The organism is Burkholderia sp. 28_3, from assembly GCF_003253915.1.
GTDB lineage: Bacteria > Pseudomonadota > Gammaproteobacteria > Burkholderiales > Burkholderiaceae > Burkholderia > Burkholderia cenocepacia.
Genome location: NZ_QKZF01000005.1, coordinates 207807 through 224592 on the forward strand (window position 1 = coordinate 207807; position 16786 = coordinate 224592).

The window sequence follows — 16786 nt, forward strand, 5'->3', positions numbered from 1 at the left end:
CCGCTGTCCTTGTAGTGGCCGGATCGGGCGCGGTGATGCCCGATCCGGTTTCGTGCGAAGCAATACGGGGCGATCGTGCGGCCGGGTACGACTAGATGCAGCGTCCGCCGTCGACTTCGAGGCAGACGCCGGTGATGAATTCCGCTTCGTCGGATGCCAGGTAAAGCGCGGCGTTCGCGATGTCCTGCGGCGTCGAGAAGCGGCCGAGCGGGATCGTCGCGAGGAAGCGGCGGCGATTGTCCGGGGTGTCCTCGCAGCCCATGAACTCGGTCATCAGCGCGGTTTCGCCGAGCACCGGGTTGATGCAGTTCACGCGGATGCGGTCGGCGCCGAGCTCGGCCGCGAGCGATTTGCTCGCGGTGATCATCGCACCCTTCGTGCTGTTGTACCAGACGAGGCCCGGGCGCGGCCGCACGCCGGCCGTCGACGCGACGTTCACGAACACGCCGCCGCCCTGGGCGCGGAAATACGGGACGAAGGTTTGCACACACCAGAACAGGCTTTTCATGTTGACCGCGTACACGCGGTCGAATTCGGCCTCCGTCACGTCGAGCACGGGCTTGTTGCGGTGCGTGGTACCGGCGTTGTTCACGACGATCTGCACCGCGTGGAAATCGTCGAGCGCGGCCTGCAGCAGCGTGCGCCAGTCGTCCTCTTTCGACACGTCGCCGGCCACCGCGATCGCCTTGCCGCCCGCGAGCGCGATCTCGCTCGCGACGCGCTCGGCCGCCGCGCCGTTCAGGTCGTTGACGACGACGTTCGCGCCTTCGCGCGCGTATGTCTTCGCGATGCCTTCGCCGAACCCCGAGCCGCCGCCCGTGACGATGGCCGTCTTGCCGGTCAACCGCATGGTGTGTCTCCTGTGCAGGTAGTGCGAGTCGTGTGTCGGCGGGCGGCCGGGTGCTAGCGGCCGTCCGTCGCGTGCCGTGCGTTCAGCCGTGCCGGATCGCGATCGTCTTCAGCGCGGTGAAGCCGTACAGCGCCTCGAAGCCTTTCTCGCGGCCATGGCCCGAATGGCCGACGCCGCCGAACGGCAGCTCGACGCCGCCGCCCGCGCCATAGTTGTTGATGAACACCTGGCCCGCGCGCAGGCGCCGCGCAAGACGCATCTGGCGCGCGCCGTCGCGCGTCCAGATGCCCGCGACGAGGCCGTACGGCGTGCCGTTCGCGAGCGCGACGGCTTCGTCCTCGTCGACGAAACGCATCGCCGCGAGCACCGGGCCGAACACTTCCTCCTGCGCGAGCCGGTGCGACGGCGGCACGTCGCGCAACAGCGCGGGCGCCTGATAGAAGCCGCTTTCGGGCGCATCGGCGACGACCTGCCCGTGCGCGGCCATCGGAATGCCGTCGTGCTGCGCGTCGGACAGGAAATCCCACACGCGTTGCTGCTGCTTCGCGTTGATCAGCGGGCCGCAATCGAGATCGGCGCGGCTCGGGCCGACGCGCAGCCCGTTGAACGCGGTGGCGAGACGCTCGACGAGCGGCTCGTACACCGCGCGCTCGATCAGCACGCGGCTGCCGGCCGAGCAGGTCTGCCCGCCGTTCTGCACGATCGCGGATACGAGCACGGGCAGCGCGGCGTCGAGGTCGGCATCGGCGAACACGATTTGCGGCGACTTGCCACCGAGTTCGAGCGTGACCGGCACGTGGTTCTCGGCGGCCATCTGCGTGACCAGCTTGCCGGTGGCCGGCGAACCCGTAAACGAGATGTGGTCGATGCCCGGATGGTGGGCGAGCGCGGCGCCCGCTTCATGGCCGTAGCCGGTGACGATGTTGAGCGCGCCGGCCGGCAGCCCGGCCTCGGCGGCGAGTTCGGCGACGCGCAGCACGGACAGGCACGCGTCCTCGGCCGGCTTGACCACGCACGCGTTGCCGGCCGCGAGCGCCGCGCCGACGCTGCGCCCGAAGATCTGCATCGGGTAGTTCCACGGCACGATGTGGCCCGTGACGCCGTGCGGTTCGCGCACCGTCAGCACCGTGTAGCCGGCCTGGTAGGGGAGGGTTTCGCCGTGCAGCTTGTCGGCCGCGCCCGCGTAGAACTCGAAGTAGCGTGCGAGCGCGGCTGCATCGGCGCGCGCCTGCTTCAGCGGCTTGCCGGTATCGCGCGCCTCGATCGCGGCGAGTTCCTCGATCGAATCGGTCACGCGCGCCGACAGCCGCATCAGCACGCGGCCGCGCTCGGCGGCGCTCGCGGCGCCCCATGGGCCCGCGAACGCGTCGCGGGCCGCGGCGACCGCGCGCTCGATGTCGGGCGCGGTGCCGCGCGCGATCGTCGCGAACGGCTGGCCGTCGGACGGATCGACGACCGGGATGGTTTCCAGTTGCGCGGGCAACGTCCATTCGCCCGCGATGAAGTGCTTCGCTTCTTCCATGTCTCCTCCTGTCGACCCGAGTTAGCGCTTCAGCGGTTACTCGGGTCCCATGCATCGCGGTCGACCCGAGTTAGCGCTTCAGCGGTTACTCGGGTCCCATGCATCGCGGTCGACCCAGGTTAGCGCTTCAGCGCTTGCTCGGGTTCCATACCTTGTGATTGACGTGCAACGCAGCCGGCCCGACGCCCGGACATCCGGAACGATTATCGCGCCGATCGTCATCCGGACGCCACCGGTCGATTGGCTATAATGGCGCATTCCTTTTGGGGGACGCCCGCGGCGGCATCGGCCGCGGCGCCCTGTCCCGAATTCCCATCGACCTACAGAGAGTGCTCATGAGCTTCAATCATGTTCCGGCCGGCAAGGACCTGCCGCAAGATTTCAACGTGATCATCGAGATTCCCGCGCAAAGCGATCCGGTGAAGTACGAGGCGGACAAGGAACTGGGCCTCCTCGTCGTCGACCGCTTCATCGGCACGGGCATGCGCTACCCGGTGAACTACGGCTACATCCCGCAGACGCTGTCGGGCGACGGCGATCCGGTCGACGTGCTGGTGATCACGCCGTTCCCGCTGCTGGCCGGCTCGATCGTGCGTTCGCGCGTGCTCGGCATGCTGCAGATGACCGACGAGTCGGGCGTCGACGCGAAGCTGGTCGCGGTGCCGCACGACAAGATCTGCCCGATGACGGCGAACCTGAAGACGATCGACGACGTGCCCGAATACCTGAAGGACCAGATCAAGCACTTCTTCGAGCAATACAAGGCGCTCGAGAAGGGCAAGTGGGTGAAGGTCGAAGGTTGGGCCGGCATCGAAGCCGCGCACAAGGAAATCACCGACGGCGCCGCGAACTACAAGAAGTAAGCGGCGTGCCGGCCGACGGCCGGTTCGTACGGAACGCAAACCGCGCGCGTCTCCTCAGGAGGCCGCGCGGTTTTGTTTTGCGCGTGCGGTTTTCCGGCGGGCCGGCGGGGACGCAGGCAGCGGCGGGGTGACCGGTGCATTCTTCGCGCGTTTCGCGCGCGGCGGGGCAACGGACGGAGCGGTCGCAGCGGCGGCTTTCTTGGCCGCTGGACGGCGCCGGGCCGGTGCGGAAGCGGCCTCGTCGCGTACGCTCGCGGTCGGCTTGCCGGCAGTGGCCGGTACCTTCCTTTTCGACGACGCGGAAGAGGGCGAGCCGGTTTTCTTTACCGGTGCGCCACGCGACGAGGTCTTTCTTGCAGCAGCGTTGCCGTCGGCTTTTGCACGTTTCGCGTCCGGTGCGGCTTGATTTGATTGCGTCGACTTCGACTTCGACGCTGGTGTGCCCTTTGCGGGCTTCGCCGTCTTCGCGGCCGTTGCAGACCCGGCAACTTTCCCGGCCTTCGGCTTTTTCCCGGCGACCTGTTCCGTTGCCGCAGCCTTCGCCGCATCGCCGGTGTTTTCCGTCGGCTCTTTCTTCCGCCCGCGCGCCGTGGCCTTCGTCCCGGCCGTATCTCCGCGCTCGTCGAGCGCGACCGCCGCCGGCAACACCGATTCCAGCGTACGCAAACCCGCCGCCAGCTCGCGCTTTTTCGCGGGCGTGAGCCGCTTCACCCAGTATTCGGCGCGCGATGCGCTCGACCGGTCGGGCAGTGGAAACGACGCGAGCACCGCGCGCGGCTTGCGCGAGCGCGTGTAGCGCGCGCCCTTGCCGGACGCGTGTTCGTCGAAGCGCGCGGCGACATCGGTCGTGATGCCCGTGTAGACGCTGTCGTCGGCGCATTCGATCAGATACAGAAACCAGGACATGGCGGAGCGGCGGGATGCGAAGCCGCCAGTGTCTCAGAAAAAACCGGCGTCAACGCCACCGGTCGCCGTGCCCGTCGCGAAAGCGGCTCGGCGCCGCGCCGAGTTCGCGCGTGAAGAAGCGCGTGAACGCGCTCGTCGAACGGAAGCCGACGCGCACGCCGATCTCGCCGATCGGCAACTGCGTATTGAGCAGCAGGTCGCGCGCCTCGCCGAGCCGCGCCTGCGCGACGAGCGCATGGAACCCGACGGCTTCGCGATGCAGCCGCCGGCGCAGCGTCCAGCGCGACATCGCGAAGCGCGTGCACACGTGCTGCATCAGCGTATCGGTCGGCACGTCGGCGTCGTCGGCGGTGCGCAGCCAGTCGCGCACGCATTGCTCGACCGACGAGCCGAACGTCGAGCGGGCGCGCACGCGCTCGCGCGCGGCGTCGGCGGCATGGCGCTGGATGCCGGCCAGCGGCGCGTTGTAGCGCTCGAACGGCGTGTCGATGTGCGCGGAGCGCAGCACGATACGGTTGTGCGCGGCATCGAACGAGACCGGCGCGCCGAGCATGTCGCGCAGCGCGGCAACGGGCGCGAACGCGCGGCCGGCGAATTCGGCGTCGTCGATGCGCACCTGCGGGTCGTACAGGCGCGCGAGCGCCGCGAGGATCGCGAGGTTCGCGAACGCGCTGCCCGCGTGCCGGCCGTCTCCTTCGTTCACGTAGTCGATCGCGATCGCGTCGCCGTTCTCGTGCGCGAAGACCCAGTCGACGTTGCCGATCAGCTCGCGATAGCGCAGGTAGCCGTGCAACGCGTCGCGCAGCGTCGCCGCGTTGCAGGTGATGCCGGCGAGCTCGGGAAACGGCACGAGCCACGGCACGACCTCCGGCGGCGGGCGATGCCACGACAGCGGCCAGCCGCTCGTCAACTGCATCGCGGCCACGTGCCGGTCGCCCGCGATGCGGCGCGTGTCGTCGGCGAGTTCGGCCGGCCCGATGCCGAGCGTCTCGTAAAGCGGTGCGGGATCGATGCCGTTCGCACGCGCGTCTTCGCACAGCCAGCGGTAGATCCGGACCGATACCGATTTCTGTTGCAACTCCATGTCTGTCTCCCTGTCGTCATGCCGTTCGGGTTTGTCCCCGCTGCGAGAGGTCAACGCATGCTCCTGCCGGTCAAGCGTGGTGACCGGTTGATTTTTAGACTCGGACGCTGGAGTGAGGCGACAAGTACAACAGAACGATTCTGGAGGATCAATGAAAACTTCGCTGTTCCGGTGTTCGACGATTGCGTCCGCGTGCGCGCTCACGGTCCTGCTCGCGTCGTGCGGTGGCGACGACATCCATGCGCCGACCGACCCCGACGCGGCAGCCGACCAGCGCGCGGCCGCGCTCGTCGCGCAACTGACGACCGACGAGAAACTGCAGCTCGTGCATGGCACCGGCATGCCCGCGCTCAGCCTGGGCGGCCCGTTTCCGGCCGACGCACTGAACGGCGCGAGCTACATCCCGGGCGTGCCGCGGCTCGGCATTCCGGCCGTCAGCAGCGCCGATTCGGCAGGTGGCGTGAACGTGAAGAATGCGCGCGTGACCGCGCTGCCCGCGCCCGTCGCGCTCGCGGCGACGTGGGACCCGGCGCTCGCGGGCACCTACGGCACGCGCATCGCGCTCGAACTGCGCGCGCTCGGTTTCGCGGAAGGGCTCGGCGGCGGCGTGAACCTCGCGCGCGAGCCGCGCAACGGCCGCACCTTCGAATACATGGGCGAGGACCCGGTGCTCGCGGGCACGCTGAGCGCCGCGCGCACGCAGGCCACGCAGGCGCAGAAGGTGATCGCGACGATCAAGCATTTCGCGTTCAACGACCAGGAAACCAACCGGATGACGGTCGATTCGGTCGTCGACGAGCGGACCATGCGCGAGGCCGAGCTGCTCGCATTCGAGATCGGCGTGAAGGACGGCCAGCCGGGCAACGTGATGTGCGCGTACAACAAGCTGAACGGCGTGTATGCGTGCGAGAACCCGTATTTGCTGACGACGGTGCTGAAGAACGAGTGGGGCTTCAAGGGCGTCGTGCAGTCGGACTGGGGCGCGACGCATTCGACGGTCGCGGCCGTGCAGGCCGGGCTCGACGAGGAGCAGCCGGGCGCGGCCGACGACGGCAACGCGCCGCTCGGCTCGTACTTCAATTCGAAGCTGCGCGCGGCGCTGCAGGCCGGCAGCGTGTCGGTCGCGCGGCTGAACGACATGGTGCAGCGCAAGCTGCGCACGCTGATCCGCATCGGCGTGATGGATGCGCCGCCGAAGCCGGGCGGCGCGATCGACGAGGCTGCCGGCAATGCCGACGCGCTCGCGATCGCGCGGCAAGCGGCGGTGCTGCTGAAGAACGCGGCCGCGCCGGGTGACACGCAGCCGGTGCTGCCGCTGGCCGCCGGCACGCTCAAGTCGGTCGTCGTGATCGGCGGGCATGCGGACGCGGGCGTGCTGTCGGGCGGCGGCTCGGGTGCGGTGCCGGCGATCGACGGCAACGCGGTGACGACCTGCCAGCAACCGGCCGACACGCTGTTCGGCGGGTGCGCGACCTGGTACAAGTCCGCGCCGCTCGCGGCGATCCGCGCGAAGGCGCCGAATGCATCGGTCAGCTATCTCGACGGCACCGACGCGAACGCCGCGGCCAGCGCGGCCGCGCAGGCCGATGTCGCGATCGTGTTCGCCACGCAGTGGCAGACGGAGGGGCTCGACCTCGCGAGCCTGTCGCTGCCCGATGCGAAGGCGGACCCGTCCAACCAGCAATACGACCAGAACGCGCTGATCGCCGCGGTCGCCGCGAAGGCCAAGCGCGTGATCGTCGTGCTCGAGAACGGCAGCCCGGTGCTGATGCCGTGGCTCGCGAACGTGCACGGCGTGCTGGACGCGTGGTATCCGGGCGCGCAGGGCGGCCAGGCGATCGCCGACCTGCTGTTCGGCGACGCGAACCCGTCGGGCCGGCTGCCGCTGACGTTCCCGAAGCAGGAGGCCGACCTGCCGCAGCCGACGATCGATCCGTCGAACCTGCGGAACGTCTATGCGGAAGGGCTCGCGTACGGCTATCGCTGGTTCGACGCGAAGGCGATCGAGCCGCTGTTCCCGTTCGGCTACGGGCTGTCGTACACGACGTATGCGTTGTCGGCGATGTCCGCGCAGGCCGACGCAGCGGGCAACGTGACGGTCGGCGTGACGGTGACGAACACGGGCGCGCGCGCCGGTACGCAAACGGTGCAGATCTACGCGGCGCTGCCCGCGTCGCTCGGCGAGCCGCCGAAGCGGCTCGTCGGCTGGACCAAGGTCGCGCTGCAGCCGGGCGAGGCGCGCACGGTCAGCATCGCGGTGCCGGCGCAGCGCTTCGCGGTGTGGGATGCGAGCGCGCACGCATGGCGGATCGGCGCGGGCACGTATGGGCTGTCGGCGGCCGCGTCGTCGCGTGACCCGCAGGCGCTGTCGCAGACAGTGACGCTCGCCGCGCACTGAACCGGCGACGATCGTGCCGTATGCGGCGAGGCCATGCGTGGCTTCGCCGCATGCCGGTGCGCCGGATCGCGCTAGCCGGTGCTGCGCCGGAACGGATCGTGTTCGCGCAGTTCGTCGACGTATGCGTGGATATGCGCGGTCTCGCGTTCGAGAAAGCGCGCGACCGCGTCGGAAAACGCCGGATGCGCGAGCCAGTGCGCGGAGTGCGTGACGGTCGGCAGGAAACCGCGCGCGAGCTTGTGCTCGCCCTGCGCGCCGCCCTCGAACGTGTCGAGCCCGGCCTCGATGCAGAATTCGAGCAACTGGTAATAGGCCGTTTCGAAATGCAGGCAGGGCACGTGCTCGATCGCGCCCCAGTAGCGTCCGTACAGCGTGCCGCCGCCGTGTTCGCCGCGCCGGTACACGGCGAGCGCGCTCGCGATCGGCTGGCCGTCGGCTTCCGCGATCACGAGCAGCAGGTTCTCGGGCATCGTCGCGCCGATCGTGCGGAAGAAGTCGAGGTTCAGGTACGGGCTCGAATAGTGCTCGCGGTAGGTCTGCCGGTAGCAGCGCGAGAAGAAGCGCCAGTCGGCATCGGTGATGCGGTCGCCGGTGAGCCGCCGGAAGGTCACGCCCGCGTCGTGCACCTTGCGCCGCTCCGCGCGGATGTTCTTGCGCTTCTTCTGCTCGAGCGTGCCGAGGAAATCATCGAAGTGCCGGTAGCCGTCGTTGAGCCAGTGGAACTGTACGCCCTCGCGCAGCATCATCCCCATCGATTCGAGCAGCCGCGCTTCGTCGCCGGTCGGGAACAGCACGTGCAACGACGACACGTCGCTCTGCTCGGCGAACGCGAGCAGCGTGGCCGCGAGCCGGCGGCGCGCGTCGTCGTCGGCCGCGAGCAGCCGCGTGCCCTGCACCGGCGTGAACGGCACCGCGCACAGCAGCTTCGGGTAATAGGGCAGGTCGTTGCGCTGGTACGCGTCGGCCCACGCCCAGTCGAACACGTATTCGCCGTACGAATGCTGTTTCGCGTAGACGGGCGCGGCGGCCGCGAGGCGGCCGGTGCCCGCGTCGGTCAGCGTGACGAAGTGCGGCGACCAGCCGGTGTCGTCCACCGCGCAGCGCGCGACGTGCAGCGCGTCGAGGAATTCGTGGCGCAGGAACGGCGTGGGCTGCGCGTCGCGCGCGAGCAGTGCGTTCCATTCGTCGGCCGGCACCTCGGCGGGGGACGACAGGATGCCCGTGCGATAATCGATGCGTTCGTGTTTCAAGCGTGAATCCGTACCGTTGGATGTTGCCGGATGCGGGCCGCCGTGGCCCGCGCCCGGATCGATTTCGTCAGCCGTTCAAGGCGCGCCGCCGGGTTGCGCCGCTCCCGCCATGAAGACCCGACTCGCTCTCGCCCAGATCAACGTCACCGTCGGCGATTTCGCCGGCAACGTCGCGCGGATCGTCGCGGCCGCACGCGCCGCGCACAACGATGGTGCGCAACTGATGGTCGCCCCCGAACTCGCGCTGTCCGGCTATCCGCCCGAAGACCTGCTGCTGCGGCCCGCGTTCTACGCGGCCGCCGCCGCCGCGCTCGACGCGCTCGCCGACGCGCTGAAGGCGTTCGACGGGCTCGCGGTGCTGGTCGGCCATCCGTTGCGCGGTGCGGGCAGCGGTGCGGGCAGCGGTCCGGGCGCGTCAGCCGTCGATGGTAATGCAAACCGCCCGATCGAGCGCGGCGTGCCGCCCACCGACACCTTCAACGCGGTGTCGCTGATCGTCGGCGGCGAGATCGTCGGCACCTACCGCAAGCAGGACCTGCCGAACGCCGAGGTGTTCGACGAGAAGCGCTACTTCGCGACCGACACCGAGCCGCTCGTGTTCGAGCTGAACGGCGTGAAATACGGCGTGATCATCTGCGAGGACGCGTGGCATGCGTCGGCCGCGCAGATCGCGAAGGCGGCCGGCGCGCAGGTGCTGCTGATCCCGAACGGCTCGCCGTATCACCTGAACAAGGAGGCGGTGCGCATCGACATCCTGCGCGCGCGGATTCGCGAGACCGGCTTGCCGATGGTGTACGTGAACCTCGTCGGCGGCCAGGACGAGCTCGTGTTCGACGGCGGGTCGTTCGTGCTCGACGGCGCGGGCGCGCTCGTCGCGAAGATGCCGCAGTTCGACGAAGGACACGCGATCGTCGAATTCGATGGCGCGCGGCCGCTGCCCGGCGCGATCGCGCCCGAGCTGTCGACGGACGCGCAGGTGTATCGCGCGCTGGTGACCGGCGTGCGCGACTACATCGGCAAGAACGGTTTTCCCGGCGTGCTGATCGGGCTGTCGGGCGGCGTCGATTCGGCGCTGGTGCTGGCCGTCGCGTGCGATGCGCTCGGGCCCGAGCGCGTGCGCGCGGTGATGATGCCGTCGCGCTTCACGGCCGACATCTCGACGACGGACGCGGCGGAGATGGCGCGGCGCGTCGGCGTGCGCTACGACGAGATCGCGATCGCGCCGATGTTCGATGCGTTCCGCGCCGCGCTCGCCGGCGAATTCGCGGGCCGCGCGGAAGACGCGACGGAGGAGAACATCCAGGCGCGCATTCGCGGCACGCTGCTGATGGCGTTGTCGAACAAGTTCGGCTCGATCGTGCTGACGACCGGCAACAAGAGCGAGATGGCGGTCGGCTACTGCACACTGTACGGCGACATGGCCGGCGGTTTCGCGGTGATCAAGGACATCGCGAAGACGCTCGTGTACCGGCTGTGCTGCTATCGCAACGCAACGGCCGACTACGGGCTGCGCGACGTGATTCCCGAGCGGATCCTGACGCGCGCGCCGTCGGCCGAGCTGCGCGAGAACCAGACCGACCAGGACAGCCTGCCGCCGTACGACGTGCTCGACGCGATCATGCGGATGTACATGGAAGAAGACCGGCCGCTCGCCGAGATCGTCGCGGCCGGTTACGCGCAGGCCGACGTCGAGCGCGTGACGCGGCTCATCAAGATCAACGAATACAAGCGCCGCCAGGCGCCGATCGGCATCCGCGTCACGCATCGCGCATTCGGGCGCGACTGGCGCTACCCGATCACGTCACGCTTCACCGAACGGCTCGATTGAGCGGTGCTGGGCCGGATGCGGCCCGCCGGCTTACAATCGGGATCGCGATTTTTCATCCAAACGAGCATTGAGGGACAACCATCATGAAACGCATCACCGCCATCATCAAGCCGTTCAAGCTGGACGAAGTCCGCGAAGCGCTCGCCGAAGTGGGTCTCACGGGCCTGACCGTGACGGAAGTGAAGGGCTTCGGCCGCCAGAAGGGCCATACCGAGCTGTATCGCGGCGCCGAATACGTCGTCGACTTCCTGCCGAAGATGAAGATCGAGGTGGTCGTCGCGGAAGCGCAGGTCGATCAGGTGATCGACGCGGTGATCGGGGCGGCGCGCACCGGCAAGATCGGCGACGGCAAGATCTTCGTGTCGGACGTCGAGCGCGTGATCCGCATTCGCACCGGCGAAGAGAACGAAGCGGCCGTCTGAGCGCCGCATTCGTCGATCGGCGCGGCAGGCTCGAGCCGGCCCGCCAAGAAAAAACGGTGCGGATACCCGTCTGGGTACCGCACCGATACGCGCCTCTCGCAGCAGCGTGGAAAGTGTTGTCGAATCGTTCTTTGACGGCGCCTGATCAGAACAGGTGCTGGATACCGGCGTAGACGCCGGTCTGGCTGCCGCCCGGATGCGGGTTGCCGGTCGACACGGCCGTACCGGCGCCGTTCGCGTTCAGGCCGAAGTTGGCCGTCGAGCTGTTGCGCACCGTCGCGACCTGGACGTCGAACAGCGTGCGCTTCGAGATGTTGTACGAGCCGCCGACCGTGTAGATGTTCGCGTTGCCGCCGCCATGGTTCGCGTTCACGTGATACACGGCTGCGATCAGCGCCGCCGCCGGCGTGGCCTGCCACGTCACGCCGCCCCAGACCTGTTGCGTACCCGTCACGCCGGCGTTCACTGCGGGGCCGCCGCTGCCGTCGGCGCGCGATGCCTGGTAGGCCGCCTGGACCTTGAACTGGCCGAGGAACACGTTCACGCCCGCGAAGTATTCACGCGAGTAGTTGAACACGTCCGAGAAGCGGCCGTTGCTGTCGCGCGTTTCGTCATAGATACCGCGCAACTGGAACAGCGAATTCGTGTAGGTAACCTGACCGCCCATTGCGCGGCCCGGTTGGCCGGCCGTCGTGTTGCCGTTGAAGCTGGTCGAGTTCGAGAACGAGAACTGGCCGTAGAAGTCGAGGCCGTACAGCGACGGCGACTGGTACGACACGTTGTTGCTGGTCTTGTTCCAGTTGCGGCCGCGCACCAGCGAGGCCGTCGACCAGGCCGACTGGCCGAACGGGTCGAAGTCCCACACGCCGTTGGCGATCGCGAGCTCGCGACCCAACAGCAGCGTACCGTAGCGGTCGTTCGAGATACCGACGGTCGCGAAACGATCCCAGATCGAGCCGCTGAAGCCGCCGTTCATCGTGTTGAACGCACCTTCGAGGTGGAACAGGATCTTGTTGCCGCCGCCGATGTCTTCGCTGCCCTTCAAGCCCCACAGGCTCGTGCCCCAGTCGCCGCTTTCCGCGCGCACTTGGTGGCCGTTTTGCAGGCCGTTCAGGTACTCAAGGCCTGCGTCCAGGCGGCCATACAGCGTGACGCTGCTCTGTGCGTGCGCCGTCACCACCCCAGCAGCCATCAGCGCGGCCGCGACCAAAGCTTTCTTCATCGTCTCCTCCATACCCTGTCAAAAAGTCAACCCAGAACTGCACGAGATGCCCGGCGCGGCACGCACCGGGCAAAAGCGGGATAACCAGGGAGACCTCGTGCAGGGCCGGTAAGCGCGGCACGCGGGCAAGCGGACGGAAAACCCGTTGAGCGGTCCCGCGCAGCCGGGTCGGCCTGCGGGTCTCCTTGTAGTGTCGTGAAGCTAAACTACATTTCACGAACTTCGTTTTGCTACTTTGGTTACTAATTTAGCAAAAATACAATTTTGTGGCGATGGAAATCGTTGTTTGACTAACCGCTGTCGCCAAATTGCCATGCAACACGGTGCGCGACAGCGGACCCAAGGGTTCCCGATTACCGGAAAACCCTTGTGCCACAAGGGAGACATGGATTCCGCGGGCGTGGGTCAAGGATTGCCACTATTGACGTTCCAAAGGCGCCGGCGTAAGCGCGAAAGTCGCGAAATTGGTAAGTATTTCGTAATGATTCGGGCGATTGCCGCCAGCGCCGATCGACGCTGGCGATGCCCGTCCCGCCACGCGCCGCGCTTAGTCGGGGCTCGGCCGCGCGTCGAGCAGCAGCGCGCGAATCCAGCGGTGCGCATCGGTGCGCGCATGCTTCGCGTGCGAGTAGATTTTCACCGTGTAGCGCGGGATCTCGAATGGTGCGGGGAAGATGCGGATCGGCGCTGCATGCCGCAGCGCCTGCGCGGCGCGGTTCGGCACGGTCATCAGGAGTGCCGACTCCGCGATCACGAACGGCGCGGCCAGCACGGTCGGCAACTGCACGGCCACGTGCCGTGCGAGGCCGAGCCGGTCGAGCACGTAGTCGACCACGCCGCGCGACTCGTTCCACGGCGTGACGACGACGTGGCGGGCCGCCAGATACTGGTCGAGCGTCAGCCGCCGGCGGATTTCCGGATGCGCGGCGCTCGCGATCACGACGTAGTCGTCGGAAAACCAGTCGAAATCCTCGATGCCGGGCGCGTCGGCGGCCGTTTCCTCGTGGTAGCCGAGCGCGAAGTCGATCCGGCCAGCCGCGAGCGCGTCGACGGAAATCTTGCGGTCCGAATGAACGACGCGGATCCGCAGGCGCGGCGCGACGTGCTGGATGCGGGCCAGGAACGCCGGCAGTACCGCGAACGCGGTGTAGTCGGTCGCGGCGAACACGAACGTCCGGTCGCTTTGCGCGGGATCGAAGCGGCGTGCGCGGGCGAGCCCCTTCGACATCGCGTCGAGCGCGTCGCCGGCCCACGTGGCGATGTCGTCGGCGCGCACGGTCGGCTGCATCTCGTTGCCGAGGCGCACGAACAGCGCATCGCCGATCGCGTCGCGCAGCCGTGCGAGCGCGTGGCTCAACGCCGACGGGCTCAACGCGAGCTCGTGCGCGGCCGCCGCGACCGACCGGTGGCGATACAGCGCGTCGAATACGAGCAGCAGGTTCAGGTCGAGGCGGCGCAGATCGGGATGCATCATGTTCAGGTATGGATGAAGAAACTGCACTTCCTGCAGGCAGGACGTGAACGTAGCATGCTGGTTCGAACGGCGCCAGCGCGGGGGCGCGGCGCCGCTTTCCCGTTTCATATCCGGGCCGGAGGAGGGCTCAACCCGTGCAAATCGATATCCGTTCCGCCACCGTCGCCGACGTGCCGCTGATCCTGCGCTTCATCACCGAACTGGCCGTCTACGAGAAGGCCGAGCACGAAGTCGTCGCGACGCCCGCATCGCTCGAACGCAGCCTGTTCGGCGAAGGCTCGCCGGCGCGTGCGCTGATGTGCGAGGTCGATGGCGAGCCGGCCGGCTTCGCCGTGTATTTCTTCTCGTATTCGACGTGGCTCGCGCGGCAGGGGTTGTATCTGGAGGATCTGTACGTGTCGCCGCGTTTTCGCGGCGCCGGCGCGGGGCTGCGGTTGCTGAAGGCGCTCGCGCGGATCGCGGTCGAGTCGGGCTGCGGGCGTTTCGAATGGAGCGTGCTCGACTGGAACGAGCCGGCGATCCGCTTCTACGAGCGCGTCGGCGCGGCGCCGCAGAGCGAATGGGTGCGTTACCGGCTGGCGGGCGACGCACTGCGCGCGTTTGCCGACGGCACGCCGGTGAGCGCCGCGTAAACGCGAAACGGGCGCCGCGCGGCGAACCGCGAGGCGCCCGTTCGGGCGTCGTGCGTGACGGACGCGTTACTTGAGGCTGCCCGACAGGAACCCGCGCAGGCGTTCGCTCTTCGGATTGGCGAACACCTCGGCCGGCACGCCTTCTTCCTCGACGCGGCCCTGGTGCAGGAACATCACGTGATTCGACACGTTGCGCGCGAAGCCCATCTCGTGCGTGACGACGATCATCGTGCGGCCTTCCTCGGCCAGCTTCTGCATCACCTTCAGCACTTCGCCGACGAGCTCCGGATCGAGCGCGGACGTCGGTTCGTCGAACAGCATCACGTCCGGATGCATCGCGAGCGCCCGCGCGATCGCCACGCGCTGCTGCTGGCCGCCCGACAGATGCGACGGATACTGCTTCTCGACGCGCGGCGCGAGGCCGACCTTCTCGAGATACTCGCGCGCACGGTCTTCCGCTTCCTTCTTCGGAATGCCGAGCACGTTCACCGGGGCTTCCATCACGTTCTCGATCACGTTCATGTGCGACCAGAGATTGAAGTGCTGGAACACCATCGACAGCTTGGTGCGCACGCGCTGCAGTTGCTTCGAGTCGGCCGCGCGCAGCGCGCCCGTCTTGTCGAGCGCGGTGCGTACTTCCTCGCCGTCGACGAAGATGCGGCCCGCGTTCGGTTGCTCGAGGAAGTTGATACAGCGCAGCATCGTGCTCTTGCCGGAGCCGGACGAGCCGATCACGCTGATCACGTCGCCCGAGTTCGCCTTCAGCGACACGCCTTTGAGCACCTCGTTGTCGCCGTACCGCTTGTGGAGATCGTCGACGAAAAGCTTCTGGGTCTGGGAATTCATCAATAGTCCTGCGAAAACTTACTTGCCTTGCGGGCGCAGATACGCGAGCCAGCGGCGCTCGGCCTGGCGGAACAGCCACACGAGCGTGAACGAGATCACGAGGTAGAGCAGGGCGGCGATGCCGAACGCGTGGAACGACATGTAGGTCGCCGAGTTCACGTCGCGCGCGATCTTCAGGATGTCCGGCACGGTCGCGGTGAAGGCCACCGTCGTCGCGTGCAGCATCAGGATCACTTCGTTGCTGTAGAGCGGCAGCGCGCGGCGCAGCGCCGACGGCAGGATCACGCGGCGATACATCGTGAACGTGGACATTCCGTATGCGCGCGCGGCTTCGATCTCGCCGTACGACGTCGCCTTGATCGCGCCCGCGAAGATTTCGGTGGTGTACGCGCAGGTGTTCAGCGTGAATGCGAGCAGCGTGCAGTGCATCCCGTCGCGGAAGAACGCGTCGAGCATCGGCGTGCCGCGCACGGCCTGCAGGCTGTAGAGGCCTGTGTAGCAGAGCAGCAATTGCACGTAGAGCGGCGTGCCGCGGAACACGTACGTGTACAGCCACACCGCGCCCGACAGCCACTTCCGCTTCGACACGCGCGCGACGGCGAGCGGCACCGACAGGCAGAAGCCGAGGCCGATCGACACGACCAGCAGCCACAGCGTGATCGCGACACCGGTGATGCGATAACCGTCGGTGTAGAGATAGTTGCGCCAGTATTCTTGGATGAGTTCGATCATAGGTCAGCCTTGCGGACACCGGTCGAGTAGCGCTTTTCGAGCCACATCAGCACGAAGTTCGAGATCGTCGTGATGGCGAGGTAGACCGCTCCCGCGATCAGCGTGAAGAAGAAGAACCGCAGCGTGCCCTTGCCGGCGTCCTGCGACGCCTTCACGACGTCCGCCAGGCCGATGATCGACACGAGTGCGGTCGACTTCACGAGCACCTGCCAGTTGTTGCCGATGCCCGGCAGCGCGAAGCGCATCATCTGCGGGAACATGATCCGCGTGAACACCTGCCAGTTCGTCATCCCGTACGCGCTGCCGGCCTCGAGCTGGCCGCGCGGCACGGACAGGAATGCGCCGCGGAACGTCTCGGTGAAGTACGCGCCGTAGATGAAGCCGAGCACGAGCACGCCGGCGAGGAACGGGTCGATGTCGATCTGGTCCCAACCGAGTGCGTCGGTCGCCATGTTCAGCCAGATCTGCAGGCTGTAGAACAGCAGCAGCATCAGCACCAGATCGGGGACGCCCCGGATCAGCGTCGTGTAGATGGTGCCGACGCCGTTCGTCACGCGGTTGCGCGACAGCTTCGCGCCGGCGCCGAGCAGCCCCAGCAGGAACGACAGCGCAAGCGAAAGCACCGCCAGCTTGACGGTTTGCCAGGTGCCAGCGAGGATCAGCGGGCCGTAACCTTGTAGAAACATATGTGGTCCCTGGTGTGGTCCCTGAGGGCGCACGCAGTGCGCCGCGAAAGACGCGCCCGCCAAGCTGCGCG

The 16786-nt window shown here is 67.7% G+C and carries 15 protein-coding genes; 5 read left to right on the forward strand and 10 right to left on the reverse strand.

Annotated elements, in window-relative coordinates; all coding sequences use genetic code 11:
• Positions 1-91: 91 nt before the first annotated feature.
• Entirely contained in the window at positions 92-850 is a 759-nt protein-coding gene (locus DFS13_RS13955; RefSeq protein ID WP_048985777.1) for an SDR family oxidoreductase, read from the reverse strand.
• Positions 851-932: 82 nt separating this feature from the next.
• Positions 933-2372, reverse strand: coding sequence for an aldehyde dehydrogenase family protein (locus tag DFS13_RS13960; RefSeq protein ID WP_111441822.1), 1440 nt, complete (start codon positions 2370-2372; stop codon positions 933-935).
• 335 nt (positions 2373-2707) lie between these two features.
• Between DFS13_RS13960 and ppa the strand changes: the two genes are divergently transcribed.
• On the forward strand, positions 2708-3235 hold the full coding sequence (gene ppa / locus DFS13_RS13965; RefSeq protein ID WP_006489643.1) for an inorganic diphosphatase: 528 nt from the start codon (positions 2708-2710) through the stop codon (positions 3233-3235).
• A 54-nt stretch (positions 3236-3289) separates the two neighbouring features.
• Here ppa and DFS13_RS13970 read toward each other — a convergent pair whose 3' ends face one another.
• Positions 3290-4141 (reverse strand): GIY-YIG nuclease family protein, encoded by an 852-nt coding sequence (locus DFS13_RS13970; protein WP_077020369.1) that lies wholly within the window; start codon positions 4139-4141, stop codon positions 3290-3292.
• A 49-nt stretch (positions 4142-4190) separates the two neighbouring features.
• The gene (locus DFS13_RS13975; RefSeq protein ID WP_060210802.1) at positions 4191-5225 is read right to left on the reverse strand and encodes an AraC family transcriptional regulator; all 1035 of its coding nucleotides are present in this window, start codon (positions 5223-5225) and stop codon (positions 4191-4193) included.
• Positions 5226-5376: 151 nt separating this feature from the next.
• Between DFS13_RS13975 and DFS13_RS13980 the strand changes: the two genes are divergently transcribed.
• On the forward strand, positions 5377-7623 hold the full coding sequence (locus DFS13_RS13980) for a glycoside hydrolase family 3 C-terminal domain-containing protein (protein WP_048985781.1): 2247 nt from the start codon (positions 5377-5379) through the stop codon (positions 7621-7623).
• Between the two features lie 71 nt (positions 7624-7694).
• Here the strand turns inward: DFS13_RS13980 and DFS13_RS13985 are convergent, their stop codons facing one another.
• Entirely contained in the window at positions 7695-8873 is a 1179-nt protein-coding gene (locus tag DFS13_RS13985; RefSeq protein WP_006489664.1) for a GNAT family N-acetyltransferase, read from the reverse strand.
• A gap of 109 nt (positions 8874-8982) precedes the next feature.
• Between DFS13_RS13985 and DFS13_RS13990 the strand changes: the two genes are divergently transcribed.
• Together DFS13_RS13990 and DFS13_RS13995 are read left to right on the forward strand one after the other, a co-directional pair.
• Positions 8983-10701 (forward strand): NAD+ synthase, encoded by a 1719-nt coding sequence (locus tag DFS13_RS13990; RefSeq protein ID WP_111441823.1) that lies wholly within the window; start codon positions 8983-8985, stop codon positions 10699-10701.
• An 83-nt stretch (positions 10702-10784) separates the two neighbouring features.
• Positions 10785-11123, forward strand: a complete 339-nt coding sequence (locus DFS13_RS13995; RefSeq protein ID WP_006398637.1) for a P-II family nitrogen regulator — start codon at positions 10785-10787, stop codon at positions 11121-11123.
• 145 nt (positions 11124-11268) lie between these two features.
• Here the strand turns inward: DFS13_RS13995 and DFS13_RS14000 are convergent, their stop codons facing one another.
• The gene (locus DFS13_RS14000) at positions 11269-12345 is read right to left on the reverse strand and encodes a porin (RefSeq protein ID WP_006491862.1); all 1077 of its coding nucleotides are present in this window, start codon (positions 12343-12345) and stop codon (positions 11269-11271) included.
• A 547-nt stretch (positions 12346-12892) separates the two neighbouring features.
• On the reverse strand, positions 12893-13819 hold the full coding sequence (locus DFS13_RS14005) for a LysR family transcriptional regulator (RefSeq protein WP_111441855.1): 927 nt from the start codon (positions 13817-13819) through the stop codon (positions 12893-12895).
• A gap of 134 nt (positions 13820-13953) precedes the next feature.
• On the opposite strand from DFS13_RS14005, the gene DFS13_RS14010 reads away from it, so the two are divergent.
• Positions 13954-14451, forward strand: coding sequence for a GNAT family N-acetyltransferase (locus DFS13_RS14010; RefSeq protein WP_006489651.1), 498 nt, complete (start codon positions 13954-13956; stop codon positions 14449-14451).
• 66 nt (positions 14452-14517) lie between these two features.
• On the opposite strand, the gene DFS13_RS14015 is transcribed toward DFS13_RS14010, so the two are convergent.
• From DFS13_RS14015 to DFS13_RS14025, 3 genes are read right to left on the reverse strand one after another with little or no spacing between them, the layout of a single operon-like run.
• Positions 14518-15297, reverse strand: coding sequence for an ABC transporter ATP-binding protein (locus tag DFS13_RS14015; protein WP_006489654.1), 780 nt, complete (start codon positions 15295-15297; stop codon positions 14518-14520).
• An 18-nt stretch (positions 15298-15315) separates the two neighbouring features.
• Complete coding sequence (locus DFS13_RS14020; protein ID WP_006489646.1) at positions 15316-16029, reverse strand: ABC transporter permease; 714 nt, start codon at positions 16027-16029, stop codon at positions 15316-15318.
• Complete coding sequence (locus tag DFS13_RS14025) at positions 16026-16715, reverse strand: ABC transporter permease (RefSeq protein ID WP_034201477.1); 690 nt, start codon at positions 16713-16715, stop codon at positions 16026-16028. Before DFS13_RS14025 ends, DFS13_RS14020 begins: the two co-directional genes overlap by 4 nt.
• Between the last annotated feature and the right edge of the window lie 71 nt (positions 16716-16786).

Bases quoted from the DNA above. Each gene is read 5' to 3' on its own strand.
- DFS13_RS14000 (WP_006491862.1), bottom strand. From the start codon at position 12,345: ATGAAGAAAGCTTTGGTCGCGGCCGCGCTGATGGCTGCTGGGGTGGTG.
- DFS13_RS13980 (WP_048985781.1), top strand. From the start codon at position 5,377: ATGAAAACTTCGCTGTTCCGGTGTTCGACGATTGCGTCCGCGTGCGCG.
- DFS13_RS14020 (WP_006489646.1), bottom strand. From the start codon at position 16,029: ATGATCGAACTCATCCAAGAATACTGGCGCAACTATCTCTACACCGAC.
- DFS13_RS13960 (WP_111441822.1), bottom strand. From the start codon at position 2,372: ATGGAAGAAGCGAAGCACTTCATCGCGGGCGAATGGACGTTGCCCGCG.
- DFS13_RS14025 (WP_034201477.1), bottom strand. From the start codon at position 16,715: ATGTTTCTACAAGGTTACGGCCCGCTGATCCTCGCTGGCACCTGGCAA.
- ppa (WP_006489643.1), top strand. From the start codon at position 2,708: ATGAGCTTCAATCATGTTCCGGCCGGCAAGGACCTGCCGCAAGATTTC.
- DFS13_RS13955 (WP_048985777.1), bottom strand. From the start codon at position 850: ATGCGGTTGACCGGCAAGACGGCCATCGTCACGGGCGGCGGCTCGGGG.
- DFS13_RS13995 (WP_006398637.1), top strand. From the start codon at position 10,785: ATGAAACGCATCACCGCCATCATCAAGCCGTTCAAGCTGGACGAAGTC.
- DFS13_RS14015 (WP_006489654.1), bottom strand. From the start codon at position 15,297: ATGAATTCCCAGACCCAGAAGCTTTTCGTCGACGATCTCCACAAGCGG.
- DFS13_RS13975 (WP_060210802.1), bottom strand. From the start codon at position 5,225: ATGGAGTTGCAACAGAAATCGGTATCGGTCCGGATCTACCGCTGGCTG.
- DFS13_RS14005 (WP_111441855.1), bottom strand. From the start codon at position 13,819: ATGATGCATCCCGATCTGCGCCGCCTCGACCTGAACCTGCTGCTCGTA.
- DFS13_RS13970 (WP_077020369.1), bottom strand. From the start codon at position 4,141: ATGTCCTGGTTTCTGTATCTGATCGAATGCGCCGACGACAGCGTCTAC.
- DFS13_RS13990 (WP_111441823.1), top strand. From the start codon at position 8,983: ATGAAGACCCGACTCGCTCTCGCCCAGATCAACGTCACCGTCGGCGAT.